Source organism: Spiroplasma eriocheiris, assembly GCF_001029265.1.
Lineage (GTDB): Bacteria > Bacillota_I > Bacilli_A > Mycoplasmatales > Mycoplasmataceae > Spiroplasma > Spiroplasma eriocheiris.
The window spans coordinates 674162-696367 of sequence record NZ_CP011856.1; the positions used below are offsets into that span (position 1 = coordinate 674162).

Sequence of the window (22206 nt, forward strand, 5' to 3'; positions counted from 1 at the left end):
TTGAGAAGATGCGAGTAATTTTTCATATTGATATGAATAGTTTTTTTGCTAGTTGCCATAGTGCAATTAATCCAGACCTCCAGGATAAACCATTGGTTGTGAGTTCACCATCACGTCGGGCAATTGTCACCACTGCGAATTATGCTGCGCGCAGTTACGGGGTTCAAAGCGCAATGCCATTATATCAAGCCAAAAAACTATGTCGAGATTTAGTGATTGTTGACTCTGATTACCAATTATATGTTAATTTTGCCCAAAAGTTATTTGATTATATTGCTAATAACTATACCGAAAAAATTGAAGTTGCTTCCATTGATGAATGTTATCTAGATGTGACAGAACTTTATCCAAAATATCATAGTGCTTTAAATTTAGCAAAAGAAATTCAAAGTAAAATTTACCAAGATCTTGGGTTAAGTAATAGCATTGGAATTTCTTATAATAAAGTTCTGGCAAAACTAGCAAGCGACTTAAAAAAACCAATGGGGATTACTATTATTCGCGATAGTGATCTTGCCACAGTTGTTCACCCCTTAGCAGTTAACAAATTATGAGGTGTTGGAAAAATTACCACCCAAAAATTAGCAACTTTAAATATTAAAACAATCGGAGACTTAGCCCACTATGATAATCCGAGCGCGTTAGTTAAACTAATTGGGAGCCAAGCGTTAGCTTTAATGGCGCATGCGAATGGTGAAGGCAATGATGAAATTAATTTAGGAAATAATAGTATTAAATCAATAGCTAATGAAACAACCTTAGAATATGATTTAGATAATTTTGAAGAAATTAAAGCTAAAATTACTTTTTTAGCTAACCAAGTTGCCCGGAGAAGTAAGAAACGAAATATTATTGGAAATGTTATTTATGTTGTCTTAAAATATAGTGATCGGAAAAAACATTCAAAACAAATTACTTTGTCCCATTATACAAATGATATTAATGAAATCTTACCCTTTGCCCTTAATTGTTTTGAAAAATTATGAAACGGCTCGCCCGTTCGGTTAATTGGGGTTGGATTAGCAGGAATTATTAATAAATATGATTTAAAAGAACAGTTAACCTGAGATAATTTTTTAACATCTTTACCAACAAGTGATACTGAAAAGTTAATTAAAAAAATTAATCGCCATTTTAAGCAAGACATTCTTTTAACTGGCACCAAACTAAATGAATTAAAATATTTACGTCAAAAGCAAAATCGTTATTTGCAAGCTGACCGTGTTGAAGTAGAAAGTGAGAAGAAGAAAAATGCCAAAAATAAAAATAAATCTTCCCGATCCGAATCAGAAATACCATCCTAAACTAGAAGGATTCTGTTTTATTAAAAATTTTATTACTAATCCCAACATTGAAATTGGTGATTACACTTATTACTATTCTGAAGATGTACAAGAGGCAATTGAATTTCAAAATAAAAGTATTCTTTATCATTTCCTAACCATTGGTGATAAGTTAATTATTGGGAAATTTTGTTCAATTGCTAAAGAAACTAAATTTATTATGAATGGGGCACATCATAATTATGCCAGTGTTTCAACTTATCCTTTTCATAGCTTAGCAGATAATGACACTTTTACCGCCATGCTAAAATTTTTACCATATAAGGGTGATACAGTGATTGGAAATGATGTTTGAATTGGCTATGGTGCAATTATTATGCCAGGGATCACAATTGGAAATGGGGCAATCATTGGGGCTAAAAGTTTAGTGACCAAAGATGTCCCTCCTTATGCAATTGTCGGAGGTAACCCGGCTAAAATTTTAAAATATCGTTTTGACCAAACAACCATTGCTGAAATTGAAGCAACCGAATGGTGAAACTGACCACCAGAAAAAATCAGTGCCAATGTTGAATGGTTAATTACTAAAAAATAAATTTTATTCGACCAATATGATAAAATGCTTAAGAGAGAAGAAAAAATTAAAATTATTATTTATAAGGTTCGCAATAATATTTTCAAAGGAGTCAACAAAATGAAAAAATTATTAGCAATCTTAGGAGTAATTAGTCTTGTAACAACAAGTTCTATCAATGTTGTTAGTTGTCATCAAAAAGAAAGCAGTAATAAAATTGATTTAAAAACAATTATTAAAACGACGGATTTGGGAAAAATACCCAATGAAGACATTAATAATATTATTAATCTGCTTTGTGCAAAAAATCCATATTTAGATGCTACACAAATTAAGATACAGCATCTTGCGGAAAATTCTGCGGTAATTTTAGCCAACGATAATTCTTGAAAATATTTCGGGAAAGTTAATATTACTTTTGAAGTTGCCCATGCTGTTGATATTACTAGTGTAACATTGCCCCAAGAAACCATAAAAATTTTAGTATCGAACCAACAAAAGGTTAGTGCTGGTGAGTTAAACAAAATAAATACCGAACCAATCTTATTGCAAGATATTATTAAAGCAATTGATACTCAATTAGAAGTTAATGTTACTAACAATGATTTTATAGTTACTAATAATGCTCAAAGTGGAGATTATAGTAACCCCCAAACAATTGAAATTACAGTAACCAGTGCAACAACTTCATTTCTTATTAAGGGAGCATTTATTTTTACCGCACAGTTATCAACAACTACTCAACAAACTGATATTAGCGGGATTACTAAATTAAAAACCCCGTCTTATTTTGGTGTAAGTAATCCATCGGAAGTCTTTGCTGAAGATATTCGCCAACTATTGGATCCGATTATCACCGCTGCTGTGCAAAATATTAAAAGCACGCTAACAAGTCGTGATTTTACTTATACCTTAACAGTTAAATGAGATGGGCGTTATTATTGACCGGGTCATCATTGATGAGACCAATATCTTGATTTGTCTTCCAAAAGTAAAACTATCCAAGTTCAAATTAAAGGAACCGGTAATGCTACTGGAGAGACACCTAATATTAATGTGACCTTACCAAAAGCAGTTAAGAAATAATTATAAAAAATGTTCACTTTAAAATAAGGTGAACATTTTTTATAATGTTTATAACTTCGCCGGCTGGAAACTGATGACTAGCTGTCCCCATAAATTTTCTTCAGGGACTGTTTTCCGAACCATAAAAAATCAATTGGCTTAAATAGATCTGGTTTTGCTTTTTTAATGGCTTTCCCCAAGGCCTGCTCCGCACCACCTGTGAATAAAAAACTAGTTTTACCAATCTTAAAATTAATAATATTAGATAAATTATTATGATTAACTCGTGTTTTTTGATACTCAGTGGCCAAAAAATCTTTCGCATAATAACTTCAATTATTAAAAATAATCCCGTCAAAATGATATGTTGGTGCAAAGGGCAATATTTTTGTTGACTTATCAATCATTTTTGTAAACGCATTAAAAAATTCTTTTGATTCATAATTAAAAATAATATTATCAACAGAAAAGTTTTTTAGAATGCTCGGTAAATTGGCATAATGATCAGTATGGAAATGACTAAAAAAGATTGCTTTAATATTTTTAATCCTGTCATTTTTTTAAAAAAAATAATTTTATATTTTTAACAATTTTAATGTTAAAAAAGGAAAAATCAAATAATTTTTAATTTAAACATCTTAAAAGTCAAAAAAATATTAAATTTTTAATTTGTTTAAAAAATAATTATATTTTTTTTATGTTATACTAAAAGTGTAATTAATTTATTTTTTTGAGTACTTAAAGTACCTAACAAGTTTCATAATTGTTAGGTACTTTTTGTTTAAATTCAAACAATTATTTATTATGTGAAAAATGGAAAAGAGACGGAAGAAATTATGAAAATTGAAAATTCACCATTAAAAATTTGCAAAAAATGTCAAAATAAAATAATTAATTTTTTACAAACTGAATATCAAGACCCGGAACTAATTAAAAGTTTGGTAATTTATAATATCCAACCAACTAATGATGATAATGAACAAGTATCTTTAATTAGTCCCCAGTTTATTTTTAAATGTCAAAAACATTATTTTGGGTTGTTTTTTAAAAAAATTTAAAAATAAATAGTTTCCAAGTTAATATGAAAACTAAAACTATTATCTTATCTACTAATTTAGTTATTAAGATTTTCAAACAAACTAATAAAAAATTGACAAATGTTAATTTTAATTTAATTAAAACTACTCCGGAATGATTATCAACGTTCTCACAAAGTTTTGAGTTAACAACTATTAATCATAACCAATTTACTCTTAGCAAAAAAGAATTACATAATTACCAAGCAAATTTGTTTAATAAACATCAACATTATTTTAAAACCTTATTTCATAAAGCTAACCAGCGTTTTATTATAATTTTTATTTTAGTGTTAACTTTAAGTTTCGGATTAGGAATTGGTGGGTGGCAAATTTACAAGCACTTAAATTCTGGGCCTACGCATCTTGACCACCGCATAAATATTAATAATGATGGGGGTGACTATTATAAAGCGCAAGGAATTATTCAAAATACTTCAAGTAACCAGCTAAGAAGTGCTGTTCAACATATTCCCAATTTAAACCCTAATTTACAAAGTGCTATTAATGATCAAATGACAATTTTATCAACTAGTGATTCTCTCCAATATGATGGGGGATATCACTTAATGAAAATTAATATTAATGCCAATAACTCAGAAATTTTTAAAGGGTCAACAATAATTACGATGAATATTAAGGCCAATAAATTTGACATTTCGATGTTAGATGGTGATTTTACCCATGATAATACTTTACATATTGCCAATATTGATAGTGTTAGTTTGTTAAATGCATTAAAATTATTACCAAATTTGAATCCTAATTTAGCAAGTGCGTTGCGAGAAACTGGAATTCAAGTTAATAATATTAATGGAAAAGTCATTAATGATGGTCAACCACATTTGATTACTTTTACATTAGATGCTAATAACACTAGTGATTTTACTGGACAACTTAATTGTCAACTTAAATTGACTTCTGATAAATTTGATATTTCTAATTTAAAAAATGATTACACATCTTCACCACCGGGTAAAATTACTGATACTAGTTTCAATAGTTTAGTTTATTTAATAACTTCGGTATCTAATATGGCTTCCCAGTTAATTGCTGTTGTGCAAGATTCCCATGTTATTTTAACAACTACTTCACCATTACCAAATGATGGGGAAAGTCATTTGTTCAAAGTAACAATTAATGCTAATAATACCTTAGCATATACTGGGCAATTAACAGTTACCTTAAAAGCAATCGCCGGTAAAATGGATATTAATAGTTTAAGTCAAGATTTAACGGCCAAACCGCCAGTGGTTGAACAAAATACTAATCCCACAAGTCTACGGGATGCTTTGCAAAAAGTACAAGGGATTAACCAAACCACTTTAAATGTTTTAAAAGAAAGTAACTTATTAATTTCCACTCATTCTAATTTACCAGATGATGGATTACCACATGAAATTGATATTAACTTAAATGCCTATAAAACTTTAGATTATACCGGAACGGCGACAATTAAGTTAATGACCAAAACAATTAAAACTGATATTACAAATGATGGGGGAAATTATACTAGTTATGGAAATATTATTAGTAATAGTGTTGATTCACCAGCGTTAATAAAAGCACTAAAACAAATTAAACAAACTAATCCGGTGATTCTAAGTGCTATTAATGATCCGAAGGTAATTGTTAGCACAACTTCAAAATTACCCCAAGATGATTTAACCCATGATATTGTTATTACGGTGGATGCTAGTCAAGCTGTTGATTATAGCGGCGTAGCTACTATTTTAGTTGCTATGGTTTATCCAAAAACAGATATTACCAATTGAAACCAAGATTTAACAAGTTCACCTTCAATTGTGGAACCTGACTTAAATTCAAATGAATTACTAGATGCTTTAACAAAAGTGGTGGGATTAAACCCAGCTTTAAAAAATATTTTAACCTTATCAGGAGTTACCATAACTACTAATTCAAAACTAATTTATGATAATGCTCCACACCCAGTTGATATTATAATTAATGCAAATAATACTGAACATTATAAAGGCCAAGCAAAAATAACTTTATTAGTAGTAGCAACAACGATTGATTTAAGTTATTTTAGTGGTGATTATTCCCAAGATGGTAGTTACGCAATAAATGGTACTAGTCAAGCACAATTAATTACGGCAATTAATAGTGATACCAAGATGAATCCGGTCATTAAAACTGCTGTTAACACGAAAGGAATTATTGTTGCAACAACAACCAAAATTCTTCCTAATAACCAACCAACTATTGCCCAAATTACGATTGATGGAACCAACACTAAAACATATTTTGGTAAAGCAATTATTAAATTAACCGTTAAAAACAATGCCAATGATCCTTTTACAATTAAGATTGGGATAATTAAGTCGGATTCATTTAATGGAACTTCTTCATCTTGATATTATTCACAGAGTGAAAATTTTGTCGACTATTTAGATTATGCAGATAGTATGGATAGTTTTGCAAAAAAATATCCGACAACAACAATTAATATTTCTGGTGACTTTTATGCTTGAAAAGAAAAGAAATATCTTAGTGTTGTAACTGTTCCAACTTCCACTATAATAGCAAATCACGCAAATTGATTTATTGACTTAAAAGTTGGTGGTTATTTTGTTTCAGCACAACAACTTATTGAATTTACTTTTGGAATTTATAATAATTATTATGATTCTTCACAGCATCATAATCTTTACTGACAATATACAATTAATGAATATTCTACGACATGTGACGAAGGAGTTTCTTATAATTTAAATATTGATAGTATTAGTTTTAGTAGTTAATTAGATATTTTCTTAGAATAAACAAGTTATTTACCAAAAGGTGGTTATATCCAAAAAAATTTCAAAATAACTTGTTTTTTTTTTTTTTTTGTGCAATTTTTAAATATAAAGGGATTTATTAATTTATTAAACCGAAGGACAAAAACTATGAAAGATATCAGTCTTAACTTTTTGTGTCAAACATGTACACAAGAATTAACAAATAAATTAAGCTTAATTCGCGAGACCCGGCCTGATTTTTTAAAAAACTTAATATTTTTAGAAATAAAGGATAAGAGTTTAGTAGAACTAAAAGAAGAATACGATATTAAAATTGTGTTATATTTACGGTGCGCTAATCGTCATTTTGGGTTATTTGTAAAAAGTTCATTATTTGCTAAACAAGGAGTTTATAAAGATATTGTTTTAGAAAATGTCATTAATAATGAAACAAATAACATCCCAACTCCTGAACCTTCCGAATTTAAATTAACCCCATCGCCGGTAGAAGAACCAGTTCCGGAATTAACTCCGAATTTAACTCCTGAACCAATTGTTAATGATAATAGTAATAAAAATATTAAAGAAAATTCCAAAAATGATTCTAACCATATGATGCGAAAATTCTTTATACAATATAATAATTATTTAAATAAACGATTTAAAAATTGATGATATTTATTTTGAACATTTCTTGGCGTGTTAATTTTATTATCCGCTGGAGTTGTAATTACGGTTTGACAAGTTGGTCAACATTCTGGGCAAAAACAGCAAACTGTTATTAACATTAATCAATTTAGTGGGGACTATACTACTAATCAGTATATTGTTGATGATATACTTCTAGCCATTAATTAAAAACAGCAGTGTTATCAGTTCCAACTTTAAATAACACTCTTAAATTGGCCGTTAATGATCCAAGTTCATTTTTAACAACTAAATATATTTTATCTTATGATGGCAAGTACCATGATGTTCCAATTGAAATAAATGCTAATAATACTTCTCGTTATACTGGTACAGCAATTGTTACAATGAAGTTACGGGCAAAAAAATTGATATTAGTATTTTTAACCAAGACATTAGTAGTTTAGGTAATGTTGAAATTAAATCGGGAACACCCCAGAGTGTTTTAGAAGGGTTATTAAATTCTCCACTTGTCTATAGCAATATTTCTAAAACATTATATAGTGCTTTACAAGATGGCAAAATTATAATTACCTTTGATCAAACGATTCCTAATGATGGGGCACCACATGTAATAGAGGTTAAAATTGATGGGGGACAAACAGAAAACTATTTTGGAACAGCAATTCTAAAAACAAGTCTTATTATTAAGTAAAATATTAAACAAAAAGTGAGAAGGATAAAACTATGGGCCTAAAAGAAAAAGTATTCGCTGGACAAACAAAAAAATTTAAGCGAAAAGCTTCGAGTCTTTCAATTATTAAATTTGCCATTGCACGCGTTAAAAGTTCAATTATTATTTGAGTTTTATTGGGTTTATCTTCCACACTATTTATTGGAATTGGTTTAATGCTCTTTTTATCATCGGCAACGGCTGAAAGTTTAATAATTAATTTTCAGTATGGGGTGTTAATTTTTAATAATATCTTTTTAATTTTATTTATTTTATTAGTAGTTACAAAAATATTTAGTCAAGAATTTGCGAATGGAACATACTTATTAATTTTATCAAAACCATATTCTCGCTTTAGTATTTTTCTTTTAAAGTTATTGTCAGTCTGACTAATGGTATTTTTTTTCCTTGGTTCTAACATGTTAATCGCATTTTTAATTGGTTATCTTGGTGAAGTTATTACCAATAATGAAAATTATTTTAGTTTATATAAAAATTTAATTTTAAAATTATTAATTTATTCATTAATGTTAAGTTACTTTACGATTAGTGGGACAATTTTTACTTCAACTTTTTTAAATTCCCAAGTGGTATTAATTATTAATGTTATCTTTTGTAGTTTGTTTCTAATTGGTGGAATGCCATATTCATTAATTATGAATATTGGTAATAACATTAGTTTAAATTTTGAAAATGTGACCCAAGATTATCAAGTCAAAAATATTAAAAATGCATTATTATTTAATAAAAATGTTGAACAGGAAAATGTTAAATATCCAAAAATCTCAAAAGCCATTTATGATTTTTATATGCAAAAAGATTTGCCAACAATTAACTTAATCTTAGCTAATAATGATGATAGTAATTCCCGCACTGAACGATTAGAAAATTTATATCATCAAGTTTTTGACTTAACGAAATTTCAGCAACTGAATAAACTAACCGGAAGTGATGTTACAAGTTGAAAGGGTACTTTTAATGGTCAGTCAATTAGTAGTATTATTACTAAAAATGTTGCCAATGGAAAAGATACTAATATTAATGTTACAGTTACTAACAAGTTTGCTTTTAAAACAATTGAGGAGTTCGATGATAATAATCCTTACCAACAAGAACTAAAACAATTAGTTAATTATTATGCAAAAAACTTTGATTGAAATACATATTATAATTTAAGATTATTTTATTTTAATTCTTTAGTAACTTTTGACTCTAACGAAACTTATTTTAATGTGTACGGTAGCGGTGATTCCGAACCAACAATTAATGATAAAGGGATTGATCCCATTGATATTTTTCAAACTTTTTATCAACAAGATAATGGTGGTTCGTTACCTTACTATGTTATTAATGATCAAACATTTAAACAAAAATTTAAAGATTTTTTTCAAAACCCAGTTTTATTTGTCACTCAAGAACTTGAAAAAAATATTATTCAAAAAGTTTATGACTATAAAATAATTCAAACTCAACCAGTAAAAATTACTAATAATCTAAAACAATATCAATCATTGTCGGAAAAATATAGTTTAATTTCAAAAGTAAATATTATTGAACATTGAAATCAAATTTGAACAAGTTCGCTTTCCTATTTACCAACTGGTTTTGCACCGCTAGAAAATAGTCATATTGATTTTGATAACCAAAAAAACTTACTAATGAGTTATCAAGATTTTCCTTTACAGTTAACAGCTGATAATAAAATTGCTCTTAATTATCAGCCTTACTTAAACATTACCTTGATTCGCGATATTTATCTTTACTTAGCAGCCGGGTTAATTATTTTATCGGCGTTAATTTTACAACGTAAAAATATTACATAACACGGAAGGGAGGTGAAGTATGAGAAAACAAAATATCACAAAGGTAACTAATGCACCAGTTATTGTTTCATCAAAACAACCAGTTATTATTGTTGATAATTTTGTTCGAAAATTTAAAAAAAATACAATTGGACCCTTTAATTTCACTGTTACCAAAGGAAAACTCCATACTATTTTAGGGGCATCGGGAAGTGGAAGAACAGTTTTAATTAAATCATTAATTGGTGGTTTAAAGGGATACAAGGGTTCAATTACAATTGAAGGTAAGAAGGCAGGTAAAATTGCCGCTAAACAAAAAATTGGTTATGTTCCTGAGTATATTACATTCCCAGAAAATATTAGTGCCTGAAGTTTTTTAAAAAACTTTGGGAAAGCTAACGGGATCCATGGGCAATATTTAAAATATCGACTGGAATACTTAATGAAGTCCTTAGGGATCTGAGAATCCCGAAACAAAGATGTTAATTCATTTTCGTCCGGGATGAAAAAGCGGGTGATGATTATTCAGGGAATTATCCATGACCCCGAAATTTTAATCTTGGATGAACCAGAAGCAGGATTAGATGTTGAAAACCGGGAAAAAATTATTAAATATTTAAAAGCATTAACATTGCGAGGAAAAACAGTCTTCTTTTCATCGCACTTGTTAAATGAAATTAAAGATTATATTGATGAATTTACAATGGTGATGAATGGCCAGCAATACTATACTGGTAATTTCAAACAATTTAACCTTAGTAACACTTACTTCATTGAATGTAAACGTCCGGATTTAATTTCGCGATTTCTAACAATCAATAAAGCAGTTAATTGGTATGATAAAAATACTAATCGCTTATTCTTTATCATTCCATCCCCATTATCACTATTTTATATTACTAATTTTGCGCTTAAATATAAAATTCCGGTCACTAAAATTTCAACTGCAGAGTTTACCTTTAATTTTTTAAATCAAAAAATTACCCATAACCAAAAATAACTTATCAAAGGAGAGGATAAAATGAAAAAGCTATTAACATTTTTAAGTACCTTAAGTTTAACAGCGACCACTACCACAACCATTGTTGCTTGTTCCTCACATAAAGATAATAAAAATGAAGCTGAATCATCAGCTTCCTTAGATGCGAAAGTTTTAAATGATATTGTTAATAAAACTAATAAGTATTTTTTAGACTTTTTAAATTCTAACCAATATGTTGATACTACACAATATGGTTCAGAAGTCTTCGCTAACTTCTTCAATAAAGTTAATGATCAAGAACCAACTGCTATTATTGATATTGCTGATAGTAATTTTAATCAGGGGATTAATAATATTAATACTATTTTTAAAAACTATTTAAACCAAATTAATATTCAAATTGCCCAAGAATACTCCAATGTTTATGTTAACAGTTATCCGTTAACTTGAAATCTCGAAAAAAATATTAGTACCCTAAATTTTATTAATTTAGAGGATTTAAATAGTTTAAATCCAAGTGTGGAGATTGATGGTTTAAAAGCTGTTAATTACCAACTTAATATCAACTATACGGTTAAGTATAAGGAAATAACATCAATTAATAACTTTACCTTTAGTTTTATTGTAACAAATAGTCCTGATAAAATTAAACAATTTCAAACTGAATCAATGGCTAAATTATCTGGGAATATTGTAAAATATTTTGGTGAGGGAAATACCATTATTGATAAGAATCCAAAATATCAAAAATTATATGATAAATTTGATATTAATTATTCTCGTACCCACATTAATTTAGATAATATTGTGCAAACAGAATTAATTGACTTTTTAAATAAAGATCCTGATTTAACTGATTTAATGCAGCATGTGACTTGAAATGATGATAAATCAATTTTAACGTTATTAAGTGGAGCGTTAAATGATGTTACAAGTGGGCACGCAGTACCCAAACTACCCCAAAATAGTTCGTTTGTTTGAGCTGGAGAAGGACCATTTGATGCTAATAAAGTAACAGCGGATGTCTTTTATAACTTTTTAATTAACTTATTACAAGTATTTAATATTAGCGATGGTGAATTACAATTGGCTAATTTTAATGTAAACTTATCAAAAATTAGTGTCGCAGGAATGCCCTTATCGGGAGTAGCTAGCAAAGATGGTAAACCATTAAATGTTATTATTGGGATTTCGAAAGAAGGGTTAAAACAAAAATTAATGAATTATTCCCAAATTGTAGTGTCTTTCTACAAGGAATATCGAATTGAATCTTATAAAGATCATCAAATTCTGCATGTTTCAAGTAAGGTTTTTGATGAATTAAAATCAGCGCCAAACTATACTGAATCCTTACCATTTTTATTTAATAATTTCTTAGAAAAAGAAAACATTAAAAACCTTGCCGATATTGGTTTATTTTATCTAGGTGACGATACAATTGTTAATACTGTAGGTCGTCCTGGTAGTTGAACAACTATTAATGAGAATCAATTAAAATATAAAGATGGGGGACATGGTTATAGTTTTAGCTTTATGTTTGGGGATCATACTTTTGATGGCTCAATTTCATATTCACCATGGTCAGCTGTTTACCTACCTAATTTATATGTTAATCGGAATTAAAAATGGTTCAATTAATATAATAAAATTTTTAAAACAATTTTAATAAAACAACATAAATAACATTAAAAAGATTATATTAAATTAAAATATAATCTTTTTTTAGTAATGTTATTTTACTAGTCATTTAAATTAAATTTATCAATAATTTCCATAAAAAAAATAATTTAAATTTAAAAAAACTTAAAAGCAAGTTTTTTTTTTTTTTTTATTACAATATATTTGTATCTTTATAAATCGACAACATAATAAATAAAATTAATATTACAATGAGAAGCAAAGGTTTTGAAAATGGAAAAAAATTGTTAATGCAAAAAAGCAAAAATAAGGAGAGGACACTATGAAAAAAATATTAACAATTTTAGGCACAATTAGTTTAACAACCGGAGTGGCAACGACACTAATTGCTTGTACTGGTTCTAAAATAAATAACGCTACTCCAAATACTACAACAACCAAAGATGCTAAAGTTTTAAACGATATTGCTAATATGACAACTAAATATTTTTTAGATTTTTTAGGTTCAAATCAGTTTATTGATGCTACTGAATATGGTTCTCAGGTATTTAGTGAATTTTTTAATAGCGTTAGTGCAAGCCAACCAACTTTAACAGTTAAAACAGATGATAAAAAATTTCAAGAAGGAATTGCTAGTATTAATGCAATTTTTAAAACTTATCTAAACCAAATTAATATTCAAATTGCCCAAGAATACTCCAATGTGTATGTTAACAGTTATCCGTTAACTTGAAATCTGGATAAAAACACTAGTATGTTAAGTTATATTAACTTAATTAAATTAAATAAACTAAATCCAAGTGTTAATATTAATGGTTTACAAGCTGTTAATTATCAACTTAATATTAGTTATACTATTAATTATAAAAAATTAACGGCAATGAATAATTTTGGTTTTAATTTCATTGTTACAAATGACCCCCAAAGAATTAAAAAATTTCAAACTAAATCAATTGCTAAAATATCTGGTGCGATTTATAAATACTTTAACAATAATGATATTATTATTGATAAAAATCCAAAATATCAAAAGTTATACGATAAATTTGATATTAATTATACAAAATCCCATTTAGTTTTAGATAACATTGTCCAATCAGAATTAATTAATTTTTTAAATAATGACCCGGATCTTAGCGAAATTATGCAGCAAGTAACCTGAAATGATAGTCAATCAATTTTAACATTATTATCTTCTGCCATTGACCAAACAACAAATGGAATGGGTGTTGCCAACCCTAAATATTCTTCTGATCGCTGAGCAGGGGTGGGATTCCAACCAGAGCAAATTACTCCCGAAAACTTTTTAAATTTTTATACTGACATGTTAAAAATCTTCAAAATCACTGAAGATAAATTACAATTAGCTAGTTTTAATGTTAATTTAGCAAAAATAAACATTGCAGGCATGCCCTTATCAAGTGTGGTAACTAATAGTGGAAAACCTTTAACTGTTACTATTGCCATTTCCAAAGAAGGATTAAAACAAAAACTAATAAATTTTGCAACGATTATTACTAGTTTTATGAAACACTATCGAATTGAATCAGCAAGCGACCACTGAATAATTCACTTACCAAAAGAACTATTTAATAAAATTAAAACCAAAAAATATGATGGGGCCTTAATTGATCTTAATAATGATTTTTTAGCACAGGAAGATATTAAGAAATTGCCCGATATTGAAATGTTTACCCTGGGAGATGAAACAAAAAGTAAACATTCATGAGTTACCCGCGATGAACATACAATTGGGATTAATAAAAGATGATACTGAAGTTTTGATCTAATGTTTGGAAATAAAACTGTTGATAAGTCAATCTTTTATACTCCGTTAACGTCTTGATATTTTTATTTAAATTTTAAAGATGATTTATAAAAAATAATTTTATTAAAAAAGATTATATTTAATATAATCTTTTTTTACTTTATTTTCGACTATGATCATCATTCGGTTGGCATTTTGTACATTCACTGCATTTTGTTCCGTTGGTGTGTTGGGCTCCTGATAAGTTACAACTGCAATTGCATCCTGTACATTGATTATTACAATTTCCCATATTTTTCCCTTCTTTCTACCTTGATTATAACTCTATAAATAATTATTTTTCTAATTTTTTTAAAAATTATCGATTATACTATAAATTATTAGATTTTTATTATTAAAGTAACATACATAATACTAGAAAATTTTTTAATAAAAAATAAAAAAATTAGGTAAATAATAGAAAATAGTTATATAATGTGAATTAGGAGGGCAAAAACTTCCTAATAATGAGGGTTGTATTAAAATTAAGAAGTTTAAAAAACATTTAAGACTAATAATATAACCATCAAATAGATTATTAGAAATACTTTCATAAGGAGGGAAACATTATGAAAATTTTATTAACTTTATTATCATCTTTATTATGTAGTTCTTCAGTGAGGAACGGTTACTAGTCATACAATTGATCCATTAGCAAATAAACCATTATTAGTTGGTTATTGGTATGAATGAAATGATCAAATTAGTATGAAAAATGTTGATCAAGCATATAATGTAATTGATGTTTCATTCATGACAACAATGACCCCAGGAGCAATTCCTACTTTTACGCCCCAAGCAAGTGACTTTATTCAACAAATTGAATATCAACACAGTTGAGGACATAAAGTATTGCTTTCATTAGGAGGCGCAACTGCTAATATTAAAATGGCATTATCTCAACAACAAACTTTCGAAAATCAAATTAAAACATATGTTAATGAATATGGAATTGATGGAATTGACATTGACTTAGAAGGTAGTTCAATTACCGCGGGAGATAATGAAAAAGTTATTGTGCAATCATTAATTAATTTAAAACAATATTATTCAACCCAAAATAAAACATTTTATATTTCATTAGCACCTGAGTTCCCTTATTTAAGAGGCGCAACTGGGGGTTATGTTTCTTATATTAATGATTTAAAAGGATATTATGACTGGGTAAATCCCCAATTTTATAACCAATTTGGAGATGGTATTAGTGTTGAAGCCGCTGATCATGATGCAATGCCATATTTACCATGGTGGTTAACAAATGATAATACTCAATACAAAGGGGAATTCTTATACCTAATTACTAAATATATTGCGAATGGTGGGGGAATTAATAATTTTGTCCAAATTCCCGCTGATAAATTAGTAATTGGTCTTCCGGCAACTCCAAATGCAGCTGGTAGTGGGTATGCTACCAACGCTGATATTAAAAAAGCTTATGAACTTTTAGTTAACAACCATGTTAATGCCCGTGGGTTAATGACATGAGCTGTTAACTATGATGCAAAAAATAACTGAAATTTTGCCAATGCCTTTAAAGAAACTTGGGGGAAACAATAAGTTATTTTATGAATATAAAGAACAATTAACTAACTTTATGCTAACCTTTCTAAAATATTAATTGCAAAATTTACTTTTTTCAATTATAATAAAAATAGTTAATGAGAGTACGAAAAGTACCAAACAGATTAATTTTTGTTTGGTACTTTTCTTTTATTAACATCTGAAAAAAATGAAAAACTTACATAATATATAAAGGAGGGATGATGAATGGAAAGTCAACATAATCAATCCAAATTATGTAAAAAATGTTATCAAAAAATTATTAATTTTTTAAAAACAAAAAATAATATTAAAAATTTAATTATTTTTAATATTACTACAACTGATAATTTTAGTAAAGAAAATAAAATTAATCCTGTCATTATTTTTAAATGTCAAAACCATTATTTTGGATTATTTACAAGAAATAATTTAAGAGAAAATCCGGACCAAGTTAATTTTCAAACCAAAACAGTAACTTTACCTACTAGTTTGGTTATTAAGAAGTTTAAAGAAAGTAAAAAAAATCTTGATGTTAAAGTAAATAAAAATGCTCTTGTTAACGTCAAATCTTGACCTCTTGCCCCGGTTAATTCACCATTTGCTTTAGAACCTAGAAAAAAAGAACTAGCTTATTTTAATAAGCAACAATTAAAATATTATAAAGTAAATGTTTTTAACCAACATAAGCATTATTTTAAAACCTTATTTTTAAAATCAAATCATCGTTTTACCATCATTTCATTGTTAATTGGAACTTTACTACTTGGTTTAGGGATTGGTGGATGACAACTATTTGAAGATTTAAATCATCCCCAACCTCATGTTGACCGTCGAATTAATATTTCCCAGGATGGGGGAGATTATTATAAAGCCGAAGCAATTATTCATAATACTTCCTCAAAAGAATTATTAGCCGCTGTCCAACATATTCCCAATTTAAACCCAGATTTGCAAAGTGCAATTAATGATAATACCACAATTTTAACAACTAGTGATTCCCTTCAATATGATGGGGGATATCACTTAATGAAAATTAATATTAATGCCCAACATTCTGAAATTTTTAAAGGAATTACCAGCCTTACGATGAATATTAAAGCCAATAAATTTGATATTTCCTGGTTAGACGGTAACTTTACCCATAAGAATGCTGTTCATATTGGTAATATTGATCCAACTAATTTATTAAATGCCCTAAAATTATTACCAAATTTGAATCCTAATTTAGCAAGTGTTTTACGTGAAAAGGGAATTGAAGTTATTAATATTAAAGGCAAAATGATTGATGATGGTTTACCCCACCCAATTAATTTTACGCTAGATGCTAATAATACAAATGACTTTAAAGGGCAACTTAATTGTGAACTAAATTTAATTTCGGATAAATTTGATATTTCTAATTTAAAAAATGATTATACAACATCATCACCAGTTACAATTCATGATACTAGTTTTAATAGTTTAGTTTACTTAATAACATCGGTAGTTGGGATGGATAAACATTTAATTGCGGCGGCTCAAGATGCTAATATCATTTTAACTACCGCTTCGCAATTACCTGCTGATGGTCAAAGTCATTTATTAAAAGTGACAATGGATGCTACTAATACACTTGCTTATAGTGGTAGATTGACAATTATGATTCCAGCCATTGCTGGTAAAATGAAAATTAACACTCTTAGCCAAGATCTAACCACGAAACCACCCGTCGTTGAACCAAATACGGATGAAGAAAGTTTACGAAATGCGTTGCAAAAAGTACAAGGGATTAACCAAACCACTTTAAATGTTTTAAAAGAAAGTAACTTATTAATTTCCACTCATTCTAATTTACCAGATGATGGATTACCACATGAAATTGATATTAACTTAAATGCCTATAAAACTTTAGATTATACCGGAACGGCGACAATTAAGTTAATGACCAAAACAATTAAAACTGATATTACAAATGATGGGGGAAATTATACTAGTTATGGAAATATTATTAGTAATAGTGTCGATTCACCAGCTTTAATTAAAGCACTAAAACAAATTAAGCAAACTAATCCGGTGATTTTAAGTGCTATTAATGATCCGAAGGTAATTGTTAATACAACTTCGAAATTACCGCAAGATGATTTAATCCATGACATTGAAATTACTATTAATGCCAATCAATCACAAGATTATACCGGAACGGCTAAAATTTTAATTTCAATGGTTTATCCCAAAACAGATATTACTAATTGAAACCAAGATTTAACAAGTTCACCACCAATTGTGGAACCTGATTTAAATTCAAAAGAATTATTAGATGCCTTAACAACAGTCAAAGGTTTAGCTATTGATTTAAAAAATATCTTAACCTTACCAGGTCTAACAATCACAACAGCTTCAAAACTAATTTATGATAATAAACCCCACCCAATAACAATTGTTATTAATGCTGATAATACTGAACATTATAAGGGTCAAGCAAAAATAACATTATTAATAACTGCTAGTACAATTGATTTAAGTTACTTTAATGGTGATTATTCAGCAGATGGTGATTATACTATTAATGGTATTACTCAAGAAGAACTAATTAAAGCAATTACAAGTGATCCTCACATCAATCCTATTTTGAAAACTGCCGTGCAAACCCCTGGAATTACTGTTAGTACAACGACAAAAATTCCTCCTAACAATAGTACTGTTAAAACAACAATTATAATTGATGGAACCCATACAAAAAAATACTTTGGCCATGCCACAATAACAATGACCTTACGAAATAATTCAACCGCTCCGTTCCAAATTAATATTGGTTTTAAATCACATGATTCTTATAACGGCACTTCTTCTAGTGATTTTCATTCAGAAACTCATATCTTATTAGATTATTTTGACTATGCTGATAGTTGAGATAGTTTTGTTAAAAAATATCCGTCTGTAACCTTAAACGGTTCATTAAGTGTCCATGCCTGAGGAGAGGATGGCAGTCTTACTAATATGAAAACGACAACAACAAATATTGCCTTAAATAATCCCAAGACTTCTCCTGCCACATGAGAATGTAAAAAAAGTGGGAGTGTTATTGGGAATCAACTTATGGCGGTTTGATTCTATCTATGACATGATGATCACAACATTTATTGAGCATTCCAACGCCAAGAAGATTCGTTCTGATGTAGTTCAGGAGCCTATTATTATGCTAATTTAGATAACATTTATTTTGGACAATAAGATAATTCAATTATAAAGAATGCTGATTAGAAAAATTAAAATCAGCTTTTTTTATTTTCTAGAATGCAATTTGTTAAAAAAATAAAATAAGATATAATAATATTAAGTAATAGGGTAGTAAAATAACAGAAAAGGGGAATCAATGTTATGGGAAAACCAACTTTTTGTCCAATTCATTTAAAAATTCATGAATGTTCAGAAAATACTAACCGAGCAATTTCTTCAGCTAATGAAACAAAAATTAAAGCAAAAATGAGTCGCATGTTAAATCCAACAATTGCGACCGTTGAATCAGGAAATGCCGAAAAGGGGACAATTCAATATATTTTACAAAATGCTAAAAAAAATAATGCCTCGTTAAAATCAAAATTAGGATTAGAAACAGAAGAGGGAATGTCAACAGGTATTGATGAAAATGATATTAAAGCAAAAATGGCTCGTTTAAGAGCAGCCGTTACTGGCCAACCAGCTCCTGTTGAAAGTAATTTGGATAGTAACTCCCCTGCTCTTAATTCATCAACTTCGGGGTTAAGAGAAATTATTGATCATGCTTACCAAGTTAATCGTCATTTTAATCAAAATATTGCTAATAATCAAGATGACAATAATACCTTATCAGCCACAATCTTAGCAGATGCTGATTTGGATCAATTAAATGCTGAAATGACAAAAAAACAATCAACACCTAATAAACAAAAAAAAGCTGGTTCTCCTGCATCGAAATCAAAATCAGCGGATAAACCATCATCTCAAGTTGTTAAAACGGCTAATAATGGTAAAAAAACAACAACAGTAAAATCAACGATTGATAAGAAAGTACCTAATAATAAAAAAACAGCAATTAATAAAACTGTGGTGTTATCAATTGATGAAGTTGAAAAATTAATTGAAGCTGCGGTTAATAAAGCAATTAATAAAAAAAATAAATAAAAAATAATAGGGGACTTAAATTATTTAATTAAGTTAATATAAATCTACTTCCCCTATTCAAATTTTATTATACCGATTACAATGAAATATTTCAGTTTCATTATAAAATATTATAAATAATTTTTAAATAATAGAAAATATTATTGTAATTTTTAAGAAACGGAATATAATATGGGTATGGGAAATAATAATTTCCTAATAAATTTAGCAATTTTTATAGAAATATTTACTAACTTTAATTTTTATATTTAATAAAATAAGAAACTATCTCTCCCCTTTTAGTTTTAAATATCTCTGATTAAATACAATATAATTAATTATAAAAATAAGTTTATTTTCAATCTTTTCACTTTTAGAAAGTAGATGTTTCTATCATACAATTGTCATAAAGATAAAATTCGATTAGAATCTAATCGAATTTTATTCATTATTAGGAGTTTTTATTGCTTGTAAGAAAGAAAAAGTTTTTTTCCCAATAATTGTTTTTTTATCGGTTTCACCATCAACATTATAAATTAATTTTTTTGTGATTCCCTTAACAGCAATCCCGACAATGGCTGTTAGCGGGACTTCTTCATCTAAAAAGAAGATGGCATTGTCATTAACTTTAATTCATAAGCTATTCAAGCATTGGGTTTGAATTATTAAATAAACTAAGATTAAACCATAGTCAATTAAGCCAATAATAACATATAAGTAAGAAAAAATTGGAGCAATATTGGGGATCGTTAATAATAAAATATAATCAACAATAATAAAAATAATAACGGGGGTTAAAACAGCATAGATAAAAATAAAAATAAAACGGAGCATCGCCGTTCACCGAAATTCTTGACGATAGTCTTTAACATCCCGTTGGCGATGATATTGCATCATGAATAAAAAATTAAAAACATACAATGCTAACGCTAAAATTAAGGTAAAAACTAATATTATATGTAATTCCATTTTAACTTCCCTTCTCTGTGGTAATTAATTTTTGTTGTTGTAATAATAGTTTATGTAAGATCATTGATATTTTAACATTTTTTGTTAAAAACTTATAAATATTATCCTTGGTACTAATAAAAAAACCAACTTCAAAGGCACTATTAAGATTAAAAATGCTGGGATAGCAATAAATAATATCTTTTAACCAGATTGTTTTATAAGTTTTAATATCATCAATTAATACTCGTTTATTAGTAACATATAGATTTCCATAGTATCTTCTCGTGCGGTGCGGTGATTTTAAGTTAATATAGCCATTTAAATTTTCAATTTTATATTGGGGTTGTTCAGGTTTCACCGGGGGATATAAATAAAAACTATTATGGTTAATTTCTTTGGTGTTTTCTAAGATATACACTTCTACTTCTTCTTTAGCATAACATACTTCATCAACTGGCAGTTGATAATTAATGGTAATTGCTTGTAAAGGGGTTGTTAATTCTTGATGTTGATCATTAATTGCCGTTTGAAAACTACGATAAACTTTTTTATAATTTTGAATTTTAACTTGCTGAATAATTCCTAAAATTAAAGTAATCATTACTGAAATTCCCATTACACCAAAGAAAATAATAAATCCAATTTCCATGTTGCTACCCCCCTGCTGTTTGCACTTTTTTAATTAAATATGGTATTTTTAAATCATTACTAATGATAAAATACTTATTTTGCTCATAATATAAGAAAAATCCCTGGTATAAGCGTTGATTAATCCGAACGATTGATAATTCTAAGTTCGTAATTTTTGCTAGTTCCCAAATTGTAGTAATTTCAGGGTTAACAATTAAAATTCGTTGGTTCGTAATAAATAAATACCCTTCTTGAAAAAAAACTGGAACAGGACTTTTTAAAAAACGATTTTTCCCGGCATAACCAACGTTAATTCCCCCTGGGAATTTAATTACATATTCAGAATGGTTACTAATTTGTTTTTTGCCTAATAACGGCATTAAATAACTGTTAATCGCTATTGTATAATATACCATCTCATTTGGTTGCAATTTAATCTTAACTTTAATTGGACTAACGGCTAACTGGGGATAATCATTACTAATAAAACTTTGATTATCAACTTCTAATTTTTTAAAAATTTCAAAAATAAGGTTTTTTTTCTTATAGTTAAACCATATTAAAAAACCAAGAAAAATTAGTGATAATCCAATAAATAAGCCAATAAATACTCACCCAATTGTTGTCATGTCG

At 28.1% G+C, this 22206-nt stretch carries 19 protein-coding genes; 14 read left to right on the plus strand and 5 right to left on the minus strand.

All coding sequences use genetic code 4. The annotated features are described in order from the left end of the window. Positions 1-8 precede the first annotated feature (8 nt). From dinB to SERIO_RS03045, 3 genes are all read left to right on the plus strand, one after another. Positions 9-1304: a DNA polymerase IV gene (gene dinB / locus SERIO_RS03035; RefSeq protein ID WP_047791424.1), complete on the plus strand. Its 1296-nt coding sequence runs from the start codon at positions 9-11 to the stop codon at positions 1302-1304. Next, the gene (locus SERIO_RS06865) at positions 1252-1878 is read left to right on the plus strand and encodes a CatB-related O-acetyltransferase (RefSeq protein WP_073797436.1); all 627 of its coding nucleotides are present in this window, start codon (positions 1252-1254) and stop codon (positions 1876-1878) included. Before dinB ends, SERIO_RS06865 begins: the two co-directional genes overlap by 53 nt. A gap of 99 nt (positions 1879-1977) precedes the next feature. After that, positions 1978-2943, plus strand: a complete 966-nt coding sequence (locus SERIO_RS03045; RefSeq protein WP_047791425.1) for a spiralin repeat-containing protein — start codon at positions 1978-1980, stop codon at positions 2941-2943. A gap of 77 nt (positions 2944-3020) precedes the next feature. Here the strand turns inward: SERIO_RS03045 and SERIO_RS06730 are convergent, their stop codons facing one another. Then, positions 3021-3470 carry an MBL fold metallo-hydrolase gene (locus SERIO_RS06730; RefSeq protein WP_408020059.1) on the minus strand — a complete coding sequence of 150 codons (450 nt, stop codon included), beginning with the start codon at positions 3468-3470 and terminating at the stop codon, positions 3021-3023. A 288-nt stretch (positions 3471-3758) separates the two neighbouring features. Here SERIO_RS06730 and SERIO_RS03055 point away from each other — a divergent pair, with 288 nt between their 5' ends. From SERIO_RS03055 to SERIO_RS03090, 8 genes are all read left to right on the plus strand, one after another. After that, positions 3759-3980, plus strand: a complete 222-nt coding sequence (locus SERIO_RS03055; RefSeq protein WP_047791426.1) for a hypothetical protein — start codon at positions 3759-3761, stop codon at positions 3978-3980. A gap of 23 nt (positions 3981-4003) precedes the next feature. Then, on the plus strand, positions 4004-6763 hold the full coding sequence (locus SERIO_RS03060) for a hypothetical protein (RefSeq protein ID WP_047791427.1): 2760 nt from the start codon (positions 4004-4006) through the stop codon (positions 6761-6763). A 147-nt stretch (positions 6764-6910) separates the two neighbouring features. Next, complete coding sequence (locus tag SERIO_RS03065; protein WP_047791428.1) at positions 6911-7600, plus strand: hypothetical protein; 690 nt, start codon at positions 6911-6913, stop codon at positions 7598-7600. Between the two features lie 8 nt (positions 7601-7608). Beyond that, a complete protein-coding gene (locus SERIO_RS03070) occupies positions 7609-7836 on the plus strand; it encodes a hypothetical protein (protein WP_047791429.1) in 228 nt (75 codons plus the stop codon). Positions 7837-8116: 280 nt separating this feature from the next. After that, entirely contained in the window at positions 8117-9925 is a 1809-nt protein-coding gene (locus tag SERIO_RS03075) for an ABC transporter permease (protein ID WP_053040826.1), read from the plus strand. Between the two features lie 19 nt (positions 9926-9944). Continuing rightward, complete coding sequence (locus SERIO_RS03080) at positions 9945-10904, plus strand: ABC transporter ATP-binding protein (protein ID WP_053040827.1); 960 nt, start codon at positions 9945-9947, stop codon at positions 10902-10904. A 21-nt stretch (positions 10905-10925) separates the two neighbouring features. Beyond that, positions 10926-12509, plus strand: a complete 1584-nt coding sequence (locus SERIO_RS03085) for a lipoprotein (protein ID WP_047791430.1) — start codon at positions 10926-10928, stop codon at positions 12507-12509. A 337-nt stretch (positions 12510-12846) separates the two neighbouring features. Next, positions 12847-14403, plus strand: coding sequence for a lipoprotein (locus tag SERIO_RS03090; RefSeq protein ID WP_047791431.1), 1557 nt, complete (start codon positions 12847-12849; stop codon positions 14401-14403). Positions 14404-14452: 49 nt separating this feature from the next. Here the strand turns inward: SERIO_RS03090 and SERIO_RS06840 are convergent, their stop codons facing one another. Then, the gene (locus SERIO_RS06840; RefSeq protein WP_257787404.1) at positions 14453-14584 is read right to left on the minus strand and encodes a hypothetical protein; all 132 of its coding nucleotides are present in this window, start codon (positions 14582-14584) and stop codon (positions 14453-14455) included. 455 nt (positions 14585-15039) lie between these two features. On the opposite strand from SERIO_RS06840, the gene SERIO_RS03095 reads away from it, so the two are divergent. The 3 genes from SERIO_RS03095 to SERIO_RS03105 all read left to right on the plus strand — a co-directional run bounded on the left by SERIO_RS03095 (position 15040) and on the right by SERIO_RS03105 (position 20013). After that, entirely contained in the window at positions 15040-15888 is an 849-nt protein-coding gene (locus SERIO_RS03095) for a glycosyl hydrolase family 18 protein (protein ID WP_053040828.1), read from the plus strand. Positions 15889-16098: 210 nt separating this feature from the next. After that, positions 16099-19083: a hypothetical protein gene (locus tag SERIO_RS03100; protein WP_047791432.1), complete on the plus strand. Its 2985-nt coding sequence runs from the start codon at positions 16099-16101 to the stop codon at positions 19081-19083. A 147-nt stretch (positions 19084-19230) separates the two neighbouring features. After that, a complete protein-coding gene (locus SERIO_RS03105; RefSeq protein ID WP_047791433.1) occupies positions 19231-20013 on the plus strand; it encodes a hypothetical protein in 783 nt (260 codons plus the stop codon). Between the two features lie 420 nt (positions 20014-20433). On the opposite strand, the gene SERIO_RS03110 is transcribed toward SERIO_RS03105, so the two are convergent. From SERIO_RS03110 to SERIO_RS03120, 3 genes are read right to left on the minus strand one after another with little or no spacing between them, the layout of a single operon-like run. Further along, positions 20434-20961 carry a hypothetical protein gene (locus SERIO_RS03110; protein ID WP_047791434.1) on the minus strand — a complete coding sequence of 176 codons (528 nt, stop codon included), beginning with the start codon at positions 20959-20961 and terminating at the stop codon, positions 20434-20436. Between the two features lies 1 nt (position 20962). Further along, complete coding sequence (locus SERIO_RS03115; protein ID WP_047791435.1) at positions 20963-21592, minus strand: hypothetical protein; 630 nt, start codon at positions 21590-21592, stop codon at positions 20963-20965. Between the two features lie 4 nt (positions 21593-21596). Beyond that, the gene (locus SERIO_RS03120; protein ID WP_047791436.1) at positions 21597-22202 is read right to left on the minus strand and encodes a hypothetical protein; all 606 of its coding nucleotides are present in this window, start codon (positions 22200-22202) and stop codon (positions 21597-21599) included. Positions 22203-22206 lie beyond the last annotated feature (4 nt).